Annotated in this window: 19 protein-coding genes; 9 read left to right on the forward strand and 10 right to left on the reverse strand. The window is 54.8% G+C overall.

What is annotated here, in order from left to right; all coding sequences use genetic code 11:
• Window positions 1-117: 117 nt before the first annotated feature.
• The 7 genes from GTU67_RS06710 to GTU67_RS06740 all read right to left on the reverse strand — a co-directional run bounded on the left by GTU67_RS06710 (window position 118) and on the right by GTU67_RS06740 (window position 4,179).
• A complete protein-coding gene (locus tag GTU67_RS06710) occupies window positions 118-333 on the reverse strand; it encodes a hypothetical protein (RefSeq protein ID WP_185779335.1) in 216 nt (71 codons plus the stop codon).
• The gene (locus tag GTU67_RS06715; protein WP_185779336.1) at window positions 330-560 is read right to left on the reverse strand and encodes a hypothetical protein; all 231 of its coding nucleotides are present in this window, start codon (window positions 558-560) and stop codon (window positions 330-332) included. Before GTU67_RS06715 ends, GTU67_RS06710 begins: the two co-directional genes overlap by 4 nt.
• Window positions 553-894 (reverse strand): hypothetical protein, encoded by a 342-nt coding sequence (locus tag GTU67_RS06720; RefSeq protein ID WP_185779337.1) that lies wholly within the window; start codon window positions 892-894, stop codon window positions 553-555. Before GTU67_RS06720 ends, GTU67_RS06715 begins: the two co-directional genes overlap by 8 nt.
• Window positions 895-896: 2 nt before the next feature.
• Complete coding sequence (locus GTU67_RS06725; protein WP_185779338.1) at window positions 897-2,201, reverse strand: hypothetical protein; 1,305 nt, start codon at window positions 2,199-2,201, stop codon at window positions 897-899.
• 16 nt (window positions 2,202-2,217) lie between these two features.
• Window positions 2,218-2,487 carry a WXG100 family type VII secretion target gene (locus GTU67_RS06730; RefSeq protein WP_185779339.1) on the reverse strand — a complete coding sequence of 90 codons (270 nt, stop codon included), beginning with the start codon at window positions 2,485-2,487 and terminating at the stop codon, window positions 2,218-2,220.
• Window positions 2,487-3,209, reverse strand: a complete 723-nt coding sequence (locus tag GTU67_RS06735) for a vWA domain-containing protein (protein ID WP_185779340.1) — start codon at window positions 3,207-3,209, stop codon at window positions 2,487-2,489. Before GTU67_RS06735 ends, GTU67_RS06730 begins: the two co-directional genes overlap by 1 nt.
• An 85-nt stretch (window positions 3,210-3,294) precedes the next feature.
• Entirely contained in the window at window positions 3,295-4,179 is an 885-nt protein-coding gene (locus GTU67_RS06740) for a helix-turn-helix transcriptional regulator (protein ID WP_185779341.1), read from the reverse strand.
• Window positions 4,180-4,372: 193 nt separating this feature from the next.
• Between GTU67_RS06740 and GTU67_RS06745 the strand changes: the two genes are divergently transcribed.
• From GTU67_RS06745 to GTU67_RS06765, 5 genes are all read left to right on the forward strand, one after another.
• Window positions 4,373-5,797, forward strand: coding sequence for a DUF3375 domain-containing protein (locus GTU67_RS06745; RefSeq protein ID WP_221893310.1), 1,425 nt, complete (start codon window positions 4,373-4,375; stop codon window positions 5,795-5,797).
• Window positions 5,784-6,503, forward strand: coding sequence for a DUF4194 domain-containing protein (locus GTU67_RS06750; protein ID WP_185779343.1), 720 nt, complete (start codon window positions 5,784-5,786; stop codon window positions 6,501-6,503). The genes GTU67_RS06745 and GTU67_RS06750 overlap by 14 nt, the downstream gene beginning before the upstream one ends.
• Window positions 6,504-6,549: 46 nt before the next feature.
• On the forward strand, window positions 6,550-9,873 hold the full coding sequence (locus tag GTU67_RS06755) for an ATP-binding protein (protein WP_185779344.1): 3,324 nt from the start codon (window positions 6,550-6,552) through the stop codon (window positions 9,871-9,873).
• The gene (locus GTU67_RS06760) at window positions 9,860-11,023 is read left to right on the forward strand and encodes a DUF3322 domain-containing protein (RefSeq protein ID WP_185779345.1); all 1,164 of its coding nucleotides are present in this window, start codon (window positions 9,860-9,862) and stop codon (window positions 11,021-11,023) included. The genes GTU67_RS06755 and GTU67_RS06760 overlap by 14 nt, the downstream gene beginning before the upstream one ends.
• A gap of 130 nt (window positions 11,024-11,153) precedes the next feature.
• A complete protein-coding gene (locus GTU67_RS06765) occupies window positions 11,154-12,992 on the forward strand; it encodes a DUF262 domain-containing protein (protein ID WP_185779346.1) in 1,839 nt (612 codons plus the stop codon).
• Between the two features lie 753 nt (window positions 12,993-13,745).
• Here the strand turns inward: GTU67_RS06765 and nirK are convergent.
• Window positions 13,746-15,122 carry a copper-containing nitrite reductase gene (gene nirK, locus GTU67_RS06770; protein WP_185779347.1) on the reverse strand — a complete coding sequence of 459 codons (1,377 nt, stop codon included), beginning with the start codon at window positions 15,120-15,122 and terminating at the stop codon, window positions 13,746-13,748.
• Window positions 15,123-15,492: 370 nt separating this feature from the next.
• Here nirK and GTU67_RS06775 point away from each other — a divergent pair, with 370 nt between their 5' ends.
• From GTU67_RS06775 to GTU67_RS06785, 3 genes are all read left to right on the forward strand, one after another.
• The gene (locus tag GTU67_RS06775) at window positions 15,493-15,846 is read left to right on the forward strand and encodes a hypothetical protein (RefSeq protein WP_249417615.1); all 354 of its coding nucleotides are present in this window, start codon (window positions 15,493-15,495) and stop codon (window positions 15,844-15,846) included.
• 77 nt (window positions 15,847-15,923) lie between these two features.
• Window positions 15,924-16,544 (forward strand): DTW domain-containing protein, encoded by a 621-nt coding sequence (locus tag GTU67_RS06780; protein ID WP_185779348.1) that lies wholly within the window; start codon window positions 15,924-15,926, stop codon window positions 16,542-16,544.
• 107 nt (window positions 16,545-16,651) lie between these two features.
• A complete protein-coding gene (locus GTU67_RS06785) occupies window positions 16,652-18,217 on the forward strand; it encodes an inorganic phosphate transporter (RefSeq protein WP_185779349.1) in 1,566 nt (521 codons plus the stop codon).
• A 19-nt stretch (window positions 18,218-18,236) separates the two neighbouring features.
• Here GTU67_RS06785 and GTU67_RS06790 read toward each other — a convergent pair whose 3' ends face one another.
• On the reverse strand, window positions 18,237-18,956 hold the full coding sequence (locus GTU67_RS06790; RefSeq protein WP_185779350.1) for a GntR family transcriptional regulator: 720 nt from the start codon (window positions 18,954-18,956) through the stop codon (window positions 18,237-18,239).
• Window positions 18,956-19,471, reverse strand: a complete 516-nt coding sequence (locus tag GTU67_RS06795; protein WP_185779351.1) for a V4R domain-containing protein — start codon at window positions 19,469-19,471, stop codon at window positions 18,956-18,958. Before GTU67_RS06795 ends, GTU67_RS06790 begins: the two co-directional genes overlap by 1 nt.
• A gap of 227 nt (window positions 19,472-19,698) precedes the next feature.
• Between GTU67_RS06795 and GTU67_RS06800 the strand changes: the two genes are divergently transcribed.
• Window positions 19,699-21,222: an ABC transporter substrate-binding protein gene (locus GTU67_RS06800; protein ID WP_185779352.1), complete on the forward strand. Its 1,524-nt coding sequence runs from the start codon at window positions 19,699-19,701 to the stop codon at window positions 21,220-21,222.
• The last annotated feature ends 11 nt before the right edge of the window (window positions 21,223-21,233 follow it).

Genomic DNA, 21,233 nt, shown 5'->3' on the forward strand with positions numbered 1-21,233 from the left:
ACGCCTGCCGTTGGCGACGACCGTCGATGAAATTGAAGCATTGTTGCCGTGGAATACCCATGACCAAGATTTAGCCATGAATCTGGCCGCCTTGGAATAATGGGGGAAATGGATCAATTACGCTATTGCAGTTGCGTTTCTTTCCCATTCTTTGGCAAAGGCCAACTTCCAATTCGACTTTCTGAATTCCTGATTACGCTCTTGATCCGCGTTTAACGCTTTCTTTGGCGCATGGAATTCGCGGTCGATGCGCACAAGTCCCTCGTGATAGCTCGCGATTGCCTTGTGTAATTTGGCAATCACATCCTGAAAAGTTTTTGCACTTCCGTTCATCGCACCCACCGACTGTCTTTGAACTCGTGTGTTCGCGCATCAGCCATGCCCCTATCAATGTTGAGCGATTGCTGCTGGAAATCAGCATTAAAGATACGGAGCGAATCAACTTCCTTGATAATCGGATCGAGTACATCCTCAACAATGGATGCTCCGAACGAATCACGCACTCCTTCGCGGAAGTTCCCAGCACATAGTGCGGCCATTCCAAAAACCTCATCAAACATCAGACTCCTCCCCTTCCATATCCCCGTCTACAGGAAGTTCGAGAACATAGTCGCCAGCTGCAATTTTTGGAAATAAAGGGGCGCAAATATCACCAGGCAACAGATAGTTGGATTTGAACTCGGGATTCTTGAGCCGGATTTTGTTAAGAAACTTGCGCCACTCATCCTCGGACAAGTCAATCGAACTGCAATTAGCTGTCAATTTCAAGAGGAGTGCCGTAGCCGCATCCACTCCATCCATATCTCCGGCATTGACTGCACTTAGAAGAGCATCAATTTCAGTCCGGACTTGTGCGAGCAGGTCTGAGCCAACAATTGCGAAACGTATTTTCATAGTCACAACTCCTCGTCCTGGCGAATGAAATCAAGGCAGGACTGATCTATTTCATTTTTACTTGGCAGCATCCCTACCATGGGCGAGCCAGCGTCGCGCAGAGTGTCACGCAGTTCTTTCTCTTTCTCTGGCGGCAGGTCGTGGATATCTCGTGAGCAAAGGGTGCATTGCGCATCTGCCTGCTTATGCCCTTCGGCTTGGAAAACCATGTGATCCTTCTGGGAGTAGAGGTATTCTGCCTTGCCGCATTTCACCTCAAATGCCATTGAACCTCCTACCGGCGCTCCCATCCCCTCGCCACGCCCCAAAATGACTGGAGCCCGTAAATCAGTAACCAATAGATCTGTTTTTGTGTACCGGCCGTTATCGCCAACGAAGGTTCGCCCTTGTGTTTCGATCCGGCCACCAAGCGGTGCAAGTGCGTGCCGAGCTATTTGTTCTCCAAATTCGCCACTCAAATGTATTCGCGCCCTACGTGCGACGATGTTGCGCTCGGCATCACCCTTGGCGGTTGCCCACTGGTTCCGATACTTATCAACTTGCTTGCGATACGCTGGATTACGGTCATAAAGATATTCCTGAAACAACCGTCGTTGTTCTGACGATAGATTCATACGGTCTCGCAAGGCGTCAGGCGTGACAGGGCGACCTTTCTGAGCCGGATTCCATTTCAACCAAGCATGGAATTCCGCAGCGGGCGGATTTGTCGCAAGATAGGCATCGAGTGCTCGTTGCGCGGAATTCAAGCGCGCAGTGCCTATTGCAATAGCTTGATCGACAGTTGCCAAGCGCGTGGCGCATTCTTGTTGAGCCTGCTCCAGAGCGTGTTCCGCTATCGCCTGCGCCTGCTTCGCAATATCTACGCGCTGCTCCATGGAGATGCGATTTCCTGTCGCCACCTCAAGCTCTGCTTTTGCTTGCTCCAGCATGCCTTGAGCCTGCTCAACAGCGGCTTCTGCTTCGGCAACAGCAGAGTACTCGCCGGAGCAGTCCGGGCAACGACCATCGTCATCCGGCGGTTGAGCAAGGCAAGACGATAGCGAAGACTGGGTGGAGGAGAGTGCGCTTTGACTGCTGTCGAGAGCCTGCTCAGCACCGTCAACTTTTTGCTGCGCAGTTTGCTCCTGCTGGGTGGCATTCTCCAACATGCTTGAGCTGTTCTGCGCTTCTTCGCGAGCCTCTGCGCATTTCTGTGCCGCAATAGCAATTTGTTCGCGGCATGCGGTTTCTAGAGCCTCGCGCACTGACTGTAGCCCGCGCACCAGATCCTCAAGATTCTCCACTTGTCCAATTGAAACTTGTGCCATTGCGACCTCGGTGCCCTTAGCTTTGTAAATAATCCCGCAGCCGGGACGCGAGCGCGGCCAGATATGGAACTTGCTCAGACGCGTTTTCGTTGAAATGTTGCAACTGCTGGACGAGCGCGTTGTAGTCCTCCTCAAACCGTGCCCGCTTTTCGTCTTGCCATGTGTCGCCTAGCGAAGCGAAGGCACCGTTAAGGTTGCCCACTGCATCGTTGAGTGAATCAATGAATTGTTGCAGTGAATACGCGAAGCGCTCAAGCTCTTCCGGATCTCCAATTGCCTGCGGCATTACCAATAGCCCCCATCTGCTGCAGAAGTACTCTGCGTCTTATCTTGGCGCGCTTCGATGGTGGCGGGCTGAATGTCAATAGCGCTCGCTTCAGGCACATTATTTGGTGTCTGTGACTTTGTGCGAATGGTCACCGACATGGTGACAAATTTGAAGAAATCGCGCAGCTGTTTGGCGTTCTCAGCATAGAACAGTTGATTCGAAGTACCTTCGATAAACTTCCCAAGCACTGCCTCGTCAGCATCAGCGCCTATCGCCATTGCCAAGCGGTCGCATTTTGCGGAGCGCCCGTCGCTAATGAACGCGTTCAGGGGATTTTCCCACGCATCGTTAGGGCCACCATCCGAAACCAATACAACCGTTGGACGATACGCACGCGAAGGAACGACATCTTTGTCTTCGATCATCGCCTTGGCCATTTGCAATGCCGTACCAAGCGGGGTCATACCACCAGCAGAAAGATCCTGCCAATGAATAGCACTGGCACTGGCAAGCTGCTGATGCAGGGTTACTTGAGAACCGAAAGTGATGATCGCTACATGGATTTCAGTTTCACCATTCTCAGTGTCACTGAATGTATTCAGCATATCGCGAACAGCATCATTCAGATTGTGGATTTTGTCTCCGCTCATGCTACCACTGACATCAAGCAGGAGAATTACTGGCAGTGGTTTGGCTTTCGGCGCTGTGAATTTCGACGGATCGAATGGGGTATTGCTCATAGACAGGACTCCTTGAAGGTTAATCAGGTTACTTCTTATCCCAGTGAGACAAAGGACTATTGCATAGACATAGCGCCCCATCAAATCAGGGCTCTTTGTAGCCAGGTGCCAAAACAGCATTCTTGACGCCGTATAGCGCCAAATGGTCCTTCAGCCAGAGTCGGTATTCATGGCCACGCAGACTATGGTCTGGAGAGCAGTCGACACTCCATTGCCTCAGGATGTATCCGGCCGTCGCTGCTCGCAGCTTCATTCGCAGCACGCCGTTGCACATGTCGTAGTCCATTTCGGTGATCTCCGGCCGGGGCTGGTCCGGGTGCGGCACCAACTCCAGTTCGACGATCCGAGTCCATTGAATGTCTTGGTCGCTCATCTCATGGACTGCAACTGGCTGTCCCTTAAGTACAACGGGGTTCTTGATCCGCGTGATGACGAAATCACGGAACTCCTGCGACTTCCGGTCGAACGCCCTGACATGCCAGCGCAGACCGTTGTCGATCAATGCTAAGGGAACAATCTCTCGCTTAGATTTGCCACTTGAGATCGAGTAATAGTCGGCCGCGAGTGCACATTCCTGGTGGATCGCCCGTGTCACGCTTGCCAGTACATCCAGATCCGGGTGCGTAAGCTGAGACGGGCTTTCACTGGCTACCCATGCCTTGAGCCGCATTGGCTCGCCGTCTCCAAAACCCTGCGTCAGCCAAGACAGCACTCGCTCCGGAGGAAAGTCGAAGATGGGGCGGAAGCCCGGTCCCAGGACGTAGGCCTTGCGTTTGGGGTTATAGTCGATGTTGCCCGGAGACAACTCCTTGTAGAGTGCCAAATCCCGGGTTGCCGCTGCGGACTGGATGCCAAACCGCGCAACCAAGTCCTGCCGACGGATCTCCCCCACGAAGCGCACACGCAGCTCAATGAACGCGAGCCGGTCGCGCTGAGGCTGGGTCAGTTCTGAAAGTTGGTCTTTGGACATTCCTGAGTGCTCTATCGGGTTAACGAATACTTGTACGGGTTATTGCGGGAAGTATATAAGCTGCTTTAGAATGTGGCAATGCAATGATTTTGATTCTTGTATGCGTTGCATTGTGATTACTACAGAATGGGCGACGCCCGCACTTTGGAGCACGGGAGTGAAAGCAGACAAAGCAATCGCGACGTACCGGCGCATGCGGGCGCAGCCGCTGTGGCGTCTGCTTGCCTCGACTACCGGGCCTACCGTCATTGGCCTGCTTCAATCCCATCTGTATGAGGGCGAGCGAAGCCTCCCGGCCTCCATTTTTCACGAACGCATCGCAAGGGATTTGGAAGAGCTGCGCGCCCAAGGCGAAGACTTTCCCCAAACGGCACAGGCGTATGTTGCCAGCTGGCTCGCCGATGGGTTCTTGGAGCGACGCTTCCCGGCTGGAGCTTCAGAAGAGGAATATGAACTCTCCACGGCGGCCGTCGAAGCCATTCGGTTTGTCTCTGGCCTGGCACAGCCGCACTCAGCCGCGACCGAAAGCCGTCTGACGCTCGTCATTGAGGCCTTGGCCCGACTTGCCGAGGACACAGATACCGACAAGTTCCGCCGTATCGACCGGCTCATGGCTGAGCAAGCCCGCATCGACAAGGAGATTGACGCCATCCAGAAGGGGCAGATGCGCGTGCTGCCTCACACAACGGCGCTCGAACGCACGCGGGAGATCATCACGCTGGCTGACGATCTGGCCGGTGATTTCCGCCGAGTCCGCGATCAGTTCGACCAGCTGAATCGCGACCTCCGTGAGCGCATCATGGACAACGATGGCAATCGTGGAGATGTGTTGGATTCGCTGTTCGCCGGAATCGACCTGATTTCAGAGAGCGACGCCGGAAGGACTTTCTCCGCTTTCTGGCGATTGCTTACGGACCCAGAACAAGCGGCCACGCTCGACCAGGCGCTCGATAACGTCATGTCGCGGGAGTTCGTGGGGCAGCTCGAAGCCAAGGAGCGTCGGTTCCTACTGCGGCTAACGCGCACCCTTCTTGAGCAGGGCGGCATGGTTCACGAGGTGCTCCAGACCTTCGCGCGCAGCCTGAAGCATTTCGTCCAGAGTCGTGAATACCTCGAGCAGCGCCGACTCAATCACCTGCTGAAAGACGCCCAGCGCGCAGCACTGGCCCTGAAGAACGAGGTCAGGGCCACAGAAACCCTCCAGTACACGCTTGAGCTCACGAGCAGTCGTTTGCGCTCATTGTCTCAATGGGTGCTGCACGACCCGTCCCTGCAAGCTTTGCCCGGGCAGATGGCAGAAGGGGACGCGCCGCCCATCGACCTGGAGTCTGTGAGCGAACTGGTCGCACAGTCCGAGATCGACTTCCGAACACTGAAGGCCAACGTGCTGGCTGTCCTAGAGCAACGCTCCCAGGCATCGATTGCCGACGTGCTGGAGCAGTTCCCCGCTGCACAGGGGCTAGGCAGCGTCGTCGGCCTGCTGGCGTTGGGCAGTCGGCATGGGTTCAAAGCCGACCACAGTGAAACCGTAGGCTGGGTTGGAGGCGACGACGAGCGTCGTAGCGCCCGAATTCCAAAGATCTTCTTTTTGAGGGAGCGGGCCAATGAACTGGTCTGAAAATGGGTCCATCAGCGACGAATCGGCAATGCCAGCCGAAGCTCAAGCACCAGATGCTGCCCAGGCACCTGCCAACACCCTGTTCATGGGCGACAGCGGCGAGTTGGCACTGGATACCCGGCGCGCCCTGGTGCAATTGCTGGCAGGGCCATCGCTCGATGGACGTCGGCATCCAAAACTCTGGCCGATCTTGGTGCGAGACGAAGCGGTGATACGTCGTCGGCTTGCCGAATTGTTTCTCGAACTGGTCATCGACCGAGATGTACAAGTCGCCTTCACGCGCCAGGCAGATACCGGCGACCTCGAAGTGCCCCTCCTGTTGCGTCGCGCCCAACTGACCTTCATTGACTCCATTCTGCTGCTCCACCTTCGTCAGCGATTGACCCAAGCGGACTCGCAGGGGGATCGTGCCGTGGTGTCGACAGATGAGGTCAGGGAGTTTCTATCCCTCTATGAGCGCGCCGCCAACACCGACCGTGCAGGGTTCGTGAAACGGGTTCATGCCTCAATCGAGAAGATCAAGAAGCACAGCATCCTTCAGAAAATTCGCTCGAGCGAGGATCGCTTCGAGATTTCGCCGACGCTGAAACTCCTCTTTTCGGCAGAGGAAATACAGGCGCTGACCCACTTGTATCAGCGCATGGCTGCCGGAGAAACGCCAGCGCAACTGGCTCAAATTGACGCTGACGAGGAGGCCGACCAATGATCTCGGAACCCCAAACGCCTCCTTGTTTGCCCGGGAGCAGTTCCGGATGACCCGCCTGCAGGTTTACAACTGGGGCACTTTCTCCGACCTGCATGACGTTCCAATCAGCGAGCGGGGCTTTTTGTTTGTCGGTCGATCCGGCGCTGGGAAGTCGACGCTGCTCGATGCATTCTCGGCGTTGCTGACGCCACCTCGCTGGATCGATTTCAACGCGGCTGCGCGCGAGGCGGACCGCAGTGGCCGTGACCGGAACCTCGTCACCTACATACGTGGTGCGTGGGCTGAACAGAAGGATGGGGAGTCGGGAGAGATCGCAACTCGCTACCTGCGCGCGGGGACGACCTGGTCAGCCTTGGCGCTGACCTACCAGAATGCCTTGGGCCAGTTTGTGGTGCTGATTCAGGTGTTCTGGCTGCGGGGCAATGCGAACGGCAGCACCGACGTCAAACGCCACTACCTTGTCATAGAACGGGCTTTTGACCTACGCGAGCTGGAAGATTTTGGCCAATCCAACTTCGACATCCGAAAGCTCAAGCAGTCTTTCCCGGAGGCATTCGCCCGCGACGAATTTCGTCCCTATTGCGAACGATTCTGTCGCCTGCTCGGCATCGAGAGCGAAATGGCGCTGCGTTTGTTGCACAAAACCCAGTCGGCCAAGAATCTCGGCGACCTCAATACCTTCCTGCGGGACTTCATGCTCGACAAGCCCGAGACCTTCGAGGTAGCGGATCGCTTGGTCAGTGAATTTGGCGAACTCAATGCTGCTCACCAGGCAGTAGTCACGGCCCGCGAGCAGGTTCAAACACTCGCGCCAGCGCGGGAGCAGCATCAGCGCAGGGACTCGTTGATGCTGCAGCGCAATGGCTTGGATGAGCTTCGCCTTGGCGTTGATGGTTACCGGGAAACCCGACGCATTGATCTTCTCAAGGAGCATGTGGCAGCCCTAGAGGTGCAAGCCAACGGCTCAGAAGGTGAAGTGGGGCGGCGTCAAAGCACGCTGGATAACCACGCCGCAATCTTGCGCGATCTGGAGCGACAACACCGTGAAGCAGGCGGTGATCAGATCGAGCAATGGGAGGCCGAGAAATCGGGGCTGGAGGGTCAGCGCACAGATCGCCTGCGCAAGCGCGGTCAAGCCGAAGAGGCTTGCAAGAAGCTGGGCTGGAGTCTCCCGGATTCGCCACAGGCGTTCGCTGAGCTGTTGAGCAACGCACGGCAGGAGGTTGAAAACTGGGAGCAGCGCAGCAACACGAACCGCGAAGAACAGTTCCGCCTGGCAGGTGAAAAAAGGGACGCTGAGGCAGCATTTTCGCAAGCAGTCAGAGAGGTGCAGGCACTGCAGCGCCAGCCATCGAACATTCCAGCCGACATGCTGGAAATGCGCCGAAACATTGCCGCTGCCATCGGGATCTCGGAGTCGGCACTTCCTTTTGTTGGCGAACTCGTCGAGGTGAAGCGTGACGAGGCCGAATGGCAGGGGGCCATTGAGCGCGTACTGCACGGATTTGCGCTCTCACTCCTGGTGGACGAGCGCCAGTATTCTGCGTTGGCCAATCACATCAACAACACCCATCTTGGCCAGCGCTTGGTGTATTACCGGACTGGCCGTCCGGAGACCTGGCAGGCTAAGCCTATCGGTGCTAACTCGCTCGTCCTCAAGCTGAACGTCAAGGAGGGGACGTATGCCGATTGGCTCCAGTCCGAGCTGCGGCAACGCTTCGATTACGCGTGTGTCGATTCCATTCAGTCCTTCAGGAGTGCTGATCGCGCCATTACCCGCGAGGGGCAGGTCAAGCACAGCAAAACTCGCCATGAGAAAGACGACCGCAGAAGTGTCGGCGACCGACGAAACTGGGCACTCGGGTTCGACAACCGCGAGAAGCTTGCGCTCTTTCAAACCCAGGCGCAGGAGCTGGCTGACGCGATTGTGCGCCTCGGCGGGGAGATCGACAAACTCTCCGAGCAAGACAAAAATCGTGCGACCCGAGCGATGCAGTGCCAGACTCTGGTGAATCTTCAGTGGCAAGAAATAGATGTGCTCCCATTGCTGGATCGCATCTCCACCATTGAGCGGCAGATCTACGAAGCGCGCGAGGAGAACACCACCCTGCAGCAAATCAGTGAGAAGCTCGAGAAGCAAAAGAAACTCGTCGATGATGCTGACAAGGACCTTCGGCAGGCAACGCGTGCGCACGACTCAATTGTTGACCAGATCAAGACCAACGCTCAGAAACTGGAATCTCTCCTGCAGGACGCGTCTATCGTTCCATTGACGCCCCATCAGGTTTCGGGTCTCGACGAGCGCTTCGCCAAGCAGTCAGATGCAGTCCGGCTCGACAACCTCGACAAAGTGACAACTTCTGTAGAACGTGCACTCAATGCGGAGATCGAAGAGGTCAACCGTGGGATTGGTGCCTGCGAGAAGGAAATAGAAGCGCGCTTTGCCGACTTCAAACGGCAATGGCCGATGGACGCGGGCGACATGGACACGAGCCTTGCCAGCGCGCCAGACTTCTTCGCCAAACTGGTTCGGTTGGAGACGGATGGTCTGCCCGCCTATGAGCAGCGATTCTTTGAATTGCTGCAGAACCAAAGTCACCAGAATCTGGCGGCGCTTTCCACCTATCTGAACGATGCGCGCAAAGCCATCCTGGAACGGATGGATCTGGTCAACGACAGTCTTGGCCAGGTGCCCTTCAACCAGAGCGCCAATCAACGCACCTATCTCCACATCGACGCCAGTGACCGGCAGCTTGTCGACGTCAAGGAGTTCAAGCAGGAGATCCAGCTGGCGCTGAGCCATGCATGGACGGAGGATCGCGAGTTTGCCGAGGCGCGGTTTCTGGCCTTGCGACGACTTGTTGATCGACTCGCCAGTCAGGACCCCGAGCAGAAACGCTGGCGTGAGACTGTGCTCGATGTTCGGCAGCATGTTGAGTTCATCGGGCGGGAGATCGATGAAAGCGGCGTCGAGGTTGAGATCTACCGCAGCGGAGCAGGCAAGTCTGGCGGCCAACGGCAGAAGCTGGCCACCACGTGTTTGGCCGCTGCACTGCGATATCAACTGGGCGGGAACGACCACGGCGTGCCGATGTATGCGCCCGTCGTGCTGGATGAAGCCTTCGACAAGGCGGATAACGAGTTCACCGCTTTGGCGATGAACATCTTTACCAATTTCGGATTCCAGATGGTGGTCGCTACGCCGCTGAAGTCCGTCATGACCCTTGAGCCATTCATCGGTGGCGCCTGCTTCGTGGATATCAGCGACCGACGCGTCTCAGGCGTCCTGCTGATCGAGTACGACGGTGATCGTCAGCGGTTGAAGCTGCCAGAGCACGCGCGAGAGGAGGCTGGCGTTGAAGCTTCCTGAAGATGTTCGGCAGTTTCTCGCCCGTCGCTTTCAAAGCAAGCACCGCGAGTGGTTGATCGGCGGTCCGTGCGAAGGCCAATGGCCGCTTGAGGTTACGCTCGGTGTACCGACCGAGCAGGCTGCACTGAGACAAGTCGACGGCGTTCGTGCCTGGGTGAGCGCATGGCAAGGCTGGCAAGGGGGCGGCACACTATCCTGGTGTGAGCGCCGGTGGAAAGCGCTTGGCGTCCAGCGACTACCGGAGAAGCTAGCGTTGGGCGGCCCGGAGGATGTTGCCACGTGGGTTGGTGAGTCTACACGATGGGAGCGTGCTCAATCTCGCTACCGGACGCTCACCGCTCGCTGGCCGTTACTGGCGCAGCAGTTGCCGAGGTATTTTGATGTCCTGGCGGACTACGGCGATGCCGATTTTCATCGGCTTGCAGAGATGCTGGATTGGATCAATCGCAATCCGAAATCGAATCTATACCCACGACAAATTCCGGTCCCCGGTGCCGACAGCAAATGGCTGGATTCTAGAAAGGGCATCATTTCTGACTTGATTGCAACGCTCCAGGGTGACCCAACAGGAGAGCGCGACTTCTTCAGCCGCTGCGGCTTGAGGGCACAGCCGCAGTTAATGCGCATGCGCGTTCTAGACCCGGCGCTAAGAGCGCTTTTGGGCGGTCTTGGCGATATCTCTGCTCCTTGCGAGGAGGTCGCGAGCATTGGTATACAGCCAAATAATGTCTTCGTTGTAGAGAACCTTCAAACTGGCCTTGCCTTTGATGATCTGCCTGGGGCGGTTGTGATCATGCGACTGGGTTACGCGGTTGACGTTTTGGGACAGCTTCCATGGCTACAACACGCGCAATGTATCTACTGGGGTGACATTGACACGCATGGCTTTGCAATTCTTAATCGGGCCAGAACATACATCCCCAGCTTGAAGACCGTGCTTATGGATGAGCCAACGCTGATGAGTCATCGAGACTTATGGGTGGAAGAGAAAGAGCAGCACCTATCCATCGAACTCCCAATGCTCACCAACACTGAACAAAAACTCTATCAGTCGCTCAAGACCAATATCTGTGGGCAACAAGTCCGCCTCGAGCAGGAGCGTGTGCGCTGGGATGTGGCGTGGACAGCCATACAGGAAAGTATTCGATGATTCAGGTTTTCATTACAAAGTTGCTTGATGAACACCTGCGCTCACTAGTCGACACGAAAATTGTGCCTCCGGTTTAACGATGCTGCATACGAGCTGTTCGCTGGGCTTGTATCATAATAAGGAATTTTGAATGTCAGGCGAGTATGAAAAGGCCATTTCTATCGGCAAGGCAATCCAGAATATTGTCTCTCGCCGGTATCTCCTGCCCGCGATACAGCGGAAGTTCACATGGAGCACATCTCAGATCGAAGTGCTGTTCGACTCGATCATGCGTGGCTATCCCATCAACACATTCATGTTCTGGGAGGTGACCGATGCAGAGGTCAAGACTAACTTCCGTTTCTACCAGTTCCTGGAAAAATACTGTGAACGTTTCGGTGAGAACAATCCTGATTTCGATACCAAGGGCCACGGAAATTTCCAGGCCGTCATCGATGGCCAGCAGCGACTGACTTCGCTATACATCGGCCTGAAAGGTACCTTCGCATACAGATTGCCGCGCAAATGGTGGCCGAAGACTCAAGACGATTCTATTTTGCCCCCGAGGCGGCTCTATCTGAATATCGCTGCGCCTTTGGACGAAGAGCGCAACGAGGAGATGATGTCTTATGAGTTCTCCTTCCTGACAAAGCAAGAGCGAGACAACGCCAGCGATGGCAAATTCTGGTTTCTTGTCGGTGATGTACTGGACCTCGAAGAGGCGGAAACGGCAGATCAGGTAGTGGACGTAGTCATGTCCCACCTGGAAAAGGTTGGCATGTCGTCGAACGCATATGCCAGAAAAACACTAACGCGGCTCTATTTCGCGGTTCGGCGCGACACCCTGATTCATTACTACAACGAGACCAGCCAGAAGATCGACCACGTCCTGGATATTTTCATCCGCACTAATCACGGCGGAACACCGCTGTCATTTTCCGATTTGCTGATGTCGATTGCCATTGCAAACTGGAAGAAGGATGCGCGTCAGCAAATAGATGATTTGGTAGACAAGGTCAGGTTTGGCTCCGACATGGAGTTCTCTATTGATCGCGACTGGATATTGAAGGCGGCATTGGCGTTGACGGATGCTGACATCCGCTTCAAGGTCGAAAACTTCGCCGGTGCGCAGGTTGCCCGAATCGAAAGCGAATGGGATGAGATCAGCGCCTGCATCTTGGAGACGTTCCGACTGATCCGATCGTTCGGCCTCAACGACGCATCTCTACGTGCAAAGAACGCAGCCATTCCCATTGCCTACTACCTGTATCACAAAGGGCGCGATGCTTCCGCTGGCAAGAAGGGCGTGTTCTCAAGCATCAACAAGCAGGCATTTCATACCCAAGATCGGAAGCTGATTCGGCAGTGGTTGCATATGTCTCTGCTCAAAGGCGTTTTTGGCGGTCAAGGGGACGCGTTGCTGACGAACTTGCGCAAGATCATCAAAGCTAATATTTCGACGGATTTGTTCCCGCTAACAAAAATCATCGAAGACTACCGCGGGCACAGCAAGGATCTACTTTTCGATGATGACTTCATCAGTCGATTGTTAAAAACTCAGAAAGATGATGCGTCGTGTTTCTCGATCTTGGCATTGCTCATGCCGGACCTCGACTACACACGTGCATTGCAGAAGGATCACATCCATCCTGCGTCCTCTTTCAGCCTAGACAAATTATCTCAGTGCGAGTTTTTGAAAGGGAAACCAGAAGCGCTCGAATTTTTCCAGAACCGTGAAAACTGGAACAGCATCGTCAACCTTCATCTCTTGGAGGAGTCCAGAAATAAATCGAAGCAAGATAGGCCATTCGCTGAATGGCTCAAGGAGCAAGAGGGCATCAGCCTTGACGGACTACTGATCCCAACCGACGCACCACTTGATTTCGCATCGTTCAGAACCTTCGTTGAGAAACGATCTCAGCACCTATACGACATCCTTAAAGAATTGGGCAAATCCGGATGCTCTGCAGCCACCAGTCCAATTCCATAAACGGGGATCGAACCGATGGCCTGTTTCAATTGCTCGGTTGGTGCCAATATCGTCTAGGTTGATTGACCCGAAGGTGCCTTGATACGAACACTGCACCTTCGAGTTTTCGTTATGCCTGTTACCTTGGCTTCGGGAGCCGTGGCATGCGTGGCGGTCCCTTCGGGTTCCGCATCGGATGAGGCACCTGCCTTTGTAACGACCTAACTCGGCCATCATGACGCGCGGGGCATCCAGCCGCCCCCTCACGAATCATGATCGCCTCGGCAGGGATCTAGGAAAAAAACGAGAGCCGACACCGGGTTGCTCCGGCCGTTTACGTCTGCGTGGTGAAAAATTCTGTGCAGCGATGAAGAAATTCCCTGTTCGTACAACTAGGGAATTTGCTGTCAAGGGCTATGAAATCTCGGCCCTTTTCAGGAAACGGCAACCGTGAATGGCTTGAAAAGCCAAAATTTCCCTGCACTTTCCCGTTGAACAGGGAATTGACGTTGAGAGCGGTTCGCAGCAGACTACGTCCACCGCCAGGAATTCGTCTACAACGGTAGACAACAGTATAGAAACCCGCATGTTTGCTGACATTGCGGGTTTTTTTGCGTCTGTGTGTATACGTCAGGGTATGGGCATATACCCCCGCATTGGATACTTCGGCCCTTCCCCATTTTGGGGGGGGGCACTTATCAGACTTGGTTCGTTTGGGTCTTTAAGACAGCCGTGGCCCGGGGCCCGGGCCACGGTCTGGTTTTACTTATGCCCCTAGTGCCCCGACGCCGGGTCGATTTTTTCGGTTGAGTGGAAGATCGTGTGGTCTTCTTTGCCGGTCACCTCCAGCACGCCCGACAAGCCTTTTTCAACGCGTGATAGGGCGTGGTCTACCAGCAGGTAGTTGCCTGGTACGTCTACCTTGAATTCGACCATGGTGGCGCCGCCCGGAGGGACGAGGGTGGTCTGGACGTTGGTAAGGGGTGGGCTGGTTAGCGAGGCGTGTTTGTAGACTTTGTCGAAAATTTCGCCAATGACATGAAAGCTGGAGGCGAGGTTGGGGCCGCCGACACCAAAGAAGATGCGTACGGTTTCGCCGACCTTGGCTTGCAGCTTGTATTTCTCGGTCAGTGCGCTCATGGTGCCGTTAAACATCAGGTGTTCGGGGTTTTCGTCCAGGAGCTTTTCAAGCGAGAACTCTTGTAAGCCTTGCGAGCCGTGTTTTTGGGCGGTGTAAAGCTCGCCTTGCATGACGTAGAACTCGCGGTCGACTTTCGATAAGCCGCCTTCGGGTTCGACCAGGATCATGCCGTACATGCCGTTGGTGATGTGTTGTGCCACCATGGGGGTGGCGCAGTGGTAAACGTACAGGCCGGGGTGCATGGCTTTGAAGGTGAAGCTTTTGGTTTGCCCGGGTGCTGCCTGGGTAACCGCCGCACCGCCGCCGGGCCCGGTGACGGCGTGGAAGTCGACCGAGTGGATGTGGGCGGCTTCTTTGGCGTTGGTGAGGTTGACCTTGACGGTATCACCCACGCGCACGCGGATGAAGGGGCCCGGTACTTTATTGTTGAACGTCCAGTATTTATAGGTGCTGCCGTTGGTTAGCTGGCCGACAACCTCGGTGGTTTCCAGGTCGACGGTATGGGTTTGCGGCCCGCGTTTGCCTACAGGGGTGCCCACCTGGGTGGGGTCTTGGGAAACGTCTAGGGCGTTACTTGGCGCGGCCTGTTTGGGGTCGCCCACAATAAGCTTGCCAAACATGCCGGCGGCTTTGTGGCCGGGCAGGGTGCACAGGTATTCGAAGGTGCCGTCTTTGCTGGCGCGCAGCACAATGGCGGTGGCTGACCCTTTGCCGGTGATGTTGTCAGACTTGGCGCCGAACTCGGGGACGGCGATATCGTGAATGGCGCCGTCGCCGTTAATGACGTTGATTTGGACGACGGCGTTGGAGGGGACGTGCAGGTCGGGGTTGACCTTGCCGGCAATGGCGCCTGCGTCGCCGATATAAACCAGTTTGCCGTCGGCAATGCTGGTGCGTAGGGTAAAGGTAATGTCGGGTTTGTACGTAACCGGTTGCTGTTCGGCCGCAAGTGCCGCGCTGCCCCCTGCAAAGGCCCAGAAAAAGGCAAATAACGTTAACAAGATTTTCATTGGTACTCCCCGTGCTTGGCGCGACGTGAATCGTCGGCCCTGTGTACGCGCATGGTGTATGGGCGTGTCTGTGCATTGTAGGGTTTTGTCTTGCATGTATCAAAGTGGTTACATTTCGCCTGCGTCTGGGGCATTATTCAGGGAGTATAGATGCTTTGGTGCAATTGATCAGACGCTCGTTTTTCGGACTTGTTCGCCCGTAAAAAATAAAGTCTGGCGGGCGCAATATTTGTCATTACAATCGCGTCACTTACAAGTTGTATCTTGTGGGTATTGGACGTGTATGCAGCGTGCGCTGCGGGCGGCCTGGTTCAGAGAAACGTCTGTTTTTCTGCCGCTGTTTATCTTTGTTTAACTTATTGGTGTTGCTATGAAAAACATTGCTGTTGCCGCAGTTCTTTTTGCTTCAATGGGCGCTGCTTTTGCGGCAGATGCGGATTTCACGCTGGTAAACAAAACCGGCTATGCAATTGAAGAGGTGTATATCTCGCCGTCGCAAAAAGACGCCTGGGGTAAAGATCGTTTGGGTGAATATCAGTTTGCCAATGGCGAAGCCCGTAAATTCAAGTTTGGCGATACGAACAATTGTCAGCAAGACATCAAGGTAGTTTTCTCTGATGACGAGTCTGAAGTGCAGTGGGACGATATCAATTTGTGCGAACTGAACAAGATTACGTTGCGCTACAACCGAAGCACTAACGAAGTGTCAGCCGACCTGGAATAAAATCTGGGTTTGAATGAAACAAGGCCGCTCATGCGGCCTTGTTTGTTTTAACCGTTTAACTGTCATGGGGGGCCAGGGTGAATACGAAGGACTCCGAAAAAAACGGGCGCCTCAGCTGCCCACAATGCCTTCGCCCGTCCTCACACTGCGTGTGCGCATACGTGACTGCCGTACACAGCCGTACGCGGGTGTTAATACTGCAGCACCCCGAAGAATCCCGTCATGCCTTGAATACGGCGCGTTTGGCCGCGTTGGGCTTGCCAAATAGCGCCCTGTGGGTTGGCGAGCATTTTCCTGATCTGGCGTCGTACCTGGGCCAGGCGTCCGCTGCGTTTCTGCTTTTTCCGGGCCCCGAGGCGCAGGCCCCGCAGCCGCTTGGCGTGCTTGACGCCGGGGATGCCCCGTTGCTGATCGTGCCCGACGGGACGTGGCGCAAGGCGCGCAAAATTGTGCACATGAACCCGGTGCTGGCCGGCCTGCCAAGGCTGATGCTGGCCGAGGGCGGGCCGTCACGTTACAGGGTGCGCAAGGCCTCCGAACCCAATGCCGTCTCAACGATCGAGGCGGTTGTCCGAACATTAACACGGCTTGAGCCCGAGCAAGACTTTGAGCCGTTGTTACGGCCGTTTGACGCCCTGATTGAACAGCAGATTGCGGCGATGGGGGCCGATGTTTATGCGCGGCACCATGCGGGATAGGTGTTGCGCTATCGCTTCATCGTCGTGTAACCGTTCGCATGACAATTCATTGAAATGTCATAATTACGCAATTTTTCGCAAACGGGCTTTTTCTCCCGAATCTCTTCATGCAATTCCAGGAACTCTCCGACATCCAGCACGCGACCAAACGTAGTCAGCGTGAATTTTTCCGCTTTGGCATGGGGCTGCTGTTTGTTGTCAGCATCATGATCTACTCATCTTTAGGGCTGGGTATTTCGGGCACGCAGGGCATTATGCTGGTGGTGGCGTCCATGATTGGCGGCTACATGGCCATGAATATCGGCGCCAACGACGTTGCCAATAATGTTGGGCCGGCGGTGGGGTCAAAGTCTATTTCAATGGCCGGGGCCATTGTCATTGCCGCTGTTTTTGAGGTGATGGGCGCGCTTATCGCCGGGGGTGATGTGGTGTCGACGGTACGGGGCGACATCATCGATATGACAGCTATCCCCAGTCCAGATCACTTTCTAGCGTTAATGACGGCAGCATTGCTGGCCGGGGCGCTTTGGCTGAACCTGGCCACTGCGCTGGGTGCGCCTGTGTCAACGACCCATTCTATTGTAGGTGCTGTGCTTGGGGCCGGGGTAACGGCCGGTGGCTTTGCTGCCGCCAACTGGGATGTCATGGTCAAAATTGTGGCCAGCTGGGTCGTGTCGCCAGTGTTGGGCGGGCTGATTGCTGCCGGTTTTTTGCTGTGGATTAAATGGGCCATTACCTACAAAAGCGACATGGTGGCCGCAGCGCGCAGAACGGTGCCCATCCTTATCGGCGTCATGGCGTTTTCTTTTGCCACCTACCTTATTCTTAAAGGGCTTAACAAGGTCTGGAAGGTGGACTTCCTGACGGCGGTTGTCGTGGGTGCGTTGATTGGTGTGGTGGTGTGGTTATTTATGCGTGCCGTCATGGCGCGCCGTGTCGCTACCCTGTCCAACACGAAGAAATCAATTAATTCGCTGTTTACTATTCCGCTGATTTTGGCGGCTGCTTTGTTAAGTTTTGCCCACGGCGCCAACGATGTCGCCAATGCGATTGGGCCTCTGGCTGCCATTGCCGATACAGTACTTAAGGGGGGCGTTTCCGACAAAGCCGGTATCCCGTTATGGGTCATGCTGATTGGCGCAGCCGGCATTGCGCTTGGGCTGGCGCTGTACGGCCCCAAACTGATTCGTACGGTAGGGGGCGAAATTACCGACCTAGACCAGATGCGGGCGTTTTCTATTGCCATGGCTGCAGCCGTTACCGTGATTGTGGCGTCGCAACTGGGGTTGCCTGTTAGCTCAACGCATATTGCCATTGGCGGTATTTTTGGCGTTGGCTTTCTGCGCGAACACCTCAAGTCAAACTATTCACAAATGCTCGAATGGATCAAGCACCGCCATACCGGGGCCGACAAGGCCCAAGTCGAGGCGTTTCTTGACAAGTTTGCCGCGGCCGACGTGCAAGCCAAGCAAGACATGCTGCAGCAGCTTAAAGACCACACGGTAGATGTAGAGCTGACCAAAAAAGAATACAAAAAAATGCGTCGCGTTTACCGGGGTGAACTGGTCAAACGTACGGCGGTGACCAAAATTGTGGCAGCCTGGATCATCACAGTGCCGGCCTCGGCACTGATGGCGGCCGGTATTTACTGGCTGATTGCGTCGTTGCTGTAAGCCTGTGGGCAGAAAGAAATTAAGCGTTGTTTGACGCTGTGCCCGTTTTACCGATAAGCCGGTCTTGCATGGCGTAATAAGACGCTGCCGAGCTTCTAAGGTTGTATTGGACCCCCTCGCAAGCCGCCTGGGGGTCTTTTTTTATGAATGCGTCTGTGATTTTTTGCGTGGACAGCAACGAAGATGCCCTGACCTTGGCGTCTCGTAAGGTGGCCAGGCGAACGGCCTCGAAGTGGGCCGCAAGACGAATAATCATGTCGGCCAAGTGCGGGTTGGGCACTTGGCTGATCCATGTGCTTCTGAATAAGCTGTTGGCAGCCATATAGGCGACGATATCGTCATCGCGGTGAGCTTTTTCGGAGGCTTCAGCCGCTATCTTCATTTTGGCGACGGCCTCCATTGAGGCCTGTCGACACGCGGCCTCAGCTGCAGGGGGCTCCAGCAACAATCGCACGTCGAATATCTGGGCGATATCTGTCGGCGTAAAACGCCGCAAGACGAAACCCCGTGAGGTGCTTTCGAGCAGTCCTTCGTTTTTAAGCTGAAGCAGTGCTTCGCGAACGGGCATGCGCGAAACGGAGAGGTCTGCCGCAATTTCATGGTCGACCAGCCGATGTGATGAGTCGATCTCGCCTTTTTGCATGCGCGTGCGCAGGTGGTTGTAGACCTGTTCCCGCATATTGGGCTTTTTCATGTCTGTGGTTTGACGGCGAGGTGAGGCGCGGTTCTTGAGGGTCATTATTGGGTGTCTGAGCAAATCGTAAATTGACAGGCATCTATATGTGGGCCGGACGCGCAACATTGGGTTTCGGTCACTGTGACCGCCGAACCAAGAATCAGGCGCCCTACGGTTTGTAGCATGCCCGCTATGGGGTAACAAACCGGGCCGTTTGCCGATGTGCCATAACCCGCAGCGAAAGGGCTGTTTTGCACGGTGAGCTGTATTTCGCGATCGGATGCTGCAGTGAACGACCAGCATCCCCAACCCAGTTCAGCAGAGAAATCAACCATGGTTTGTATCAGGCGAACGGCATCGCAATTGAGTGATTCATAGTAAGCCTGTGCGGACTTTCCCCCGTTTTCGGCGACCGATGCTTCGAAGGCGCGCAGCGCCGCGTGGCGAATGTTTTCGGGTAGACGATTGAAGATGCCCATAAGCACGTCTGTACGCATCAAGAGATAGCGCCGGTCATGGTCAAGAATCTGACCCTGGGCGGTGTCGAAATGCATTCGGCCAACGAGAGATTCCGGCATATGGGCTTCCTTTAGTGTTCTGTTGGAACTAAATTATACTGAATTAGAATTTGATAACATAATGATTTATATGTATTTAATTGATAGGGTAAACCACTATATCCAATAAATTAACACAAACAATATACTGTTTAAAGAGTAAAAAACGGTGCTTGTGGCGTTGATGCTGTGTGATCAGTCTACGTGTCTCAAGTGCTTTATATCCACAAACTCATGAGGGCGTTGACGTGAACTTTTTACGTAAAGAAACGGCAGGTTTGGTGTTGGGGGCGTGTTTGGGGGTGTTGGCTGGTGGTGTGTCAGCTCAACAAGCACAAGAACTAAAAATTGCGTTTCCAGTCGACGTGCCCACGTGGGATCCGACGGCGGTAACCTTTCCGGCAGGCCAGTCGGTTTACAAGGCGGTATTCGATTCGCCTATGTTCGTAGATGATGACTTGCAGGCCGGGCCGCGGCTGATTGAATCCTATCGTTGGCTGGATGATACGGGTACACGCCTCGAGCTCAAGCTTCGTGGCGATGTGTTCTTTCACGACGGCAGCAAAATGTCGGCCGAAGACATCAAGTTCACTTTCGACCGGGCACGAGGTACCAAGACCCTTGCCCTTAACGGCATGATGCCAACGGTAAGTGCGGTTGAAGTGGTCGATGCGAATACTGCGATCATGACGTTTTCGAAACCGACGCCTACCGCAGCCAAGTACTTGAGCTTTCTTACTGCCTATATCTTGCCCAAGGCATATTTCGAGAAAGTCGGCGAAGCTGAATTCTTAAGCAAACCAATAGGGGCTGGCCCTTACAAGCTTGTCGACTACAAGCGGGGTTCGCGTATCACACTCGAAGCGTTTGATAAGTATTGGGGCGGTAAGCCAAAGATAGACAAGGTTATTTTCGATATCGTGCCTGATTCCTCGGCACGGGTTGCGGCCGTTGAGTCGGGCCGTGCAGATATGGCGGTGCAAATTCCTGTGCGCGAGGTCAGCCGTCTCGAGAAGAATCCGAAGCTGGACGCCAAGGTTTACCCGTACAGCGAACTTTATATTTTGCAGATGCCCAGCTACGAGCCGGTGTTTCAGAATGACCATGTACGCCGCGCCATGCACATGGCAATCGATAAGCAAGGGCTTTCACGTGCGTTTTACAACAACGTAGCCAAGCCAGTGTCTGTATTGGCTACTAAAGGGTCTCCCGGCGATGTGCCGGATTTCTCGGTGCCATTTGATCGAAAGGCAGCAGTCCAGGAGCTTGCCAAGGCGGGTTTTAGCGTTGAAAAGCCGCTGGAAATCAAGCTGTTCTCGACCAATAACACGTTTCCGTCAGACTACGACGTTGCACGCGCGGTTGCGCAAATGTGGAGCCAGATCGGCATCAAGACGACAGTTGAGGAAATTACGGTTGCCAAGTATCTGGAGCTGAGCCATTCGTCCAAGTTGACCGGTGTCATGCTTTATAGCTGGGCTAATGCAACCGGCGACCCCGAAATCTTCAGCGGCCGTATTCTCGACCCGCGCCTGCGCTTTTCGACATGGAAAGACATGGCCCTGGCTGAAGAAATTGATGGCCTAAGCGTTGAAATGGATGAGGAAAAACGCGTAGCCGGTTATCGGGCGTTAAACAAAAAGGCTTCTGAAAATGCCTGGAGCTTACCTCTGTTGCAGTCTGTCTCTACGGTGGCGCATAGTAAAAAATTAAACGTTCCCACTTACCAGACTGGCTATATCCTGCCCCAGGAGTATTCCTGGAAGGAATAGTTAACCTCGGC

The sequence above is a fragment of the Pusillimonas minor genome (genome assembly GCF_014237865.1).
Taxonomy (GTDB): domain Bacteria; phylum Pseudomonadota; class Gammaproteobacteria; order Burkholderiales; family Burkholderiaceae_B; genus Neopusillimonas; species Neopusillimonas minor.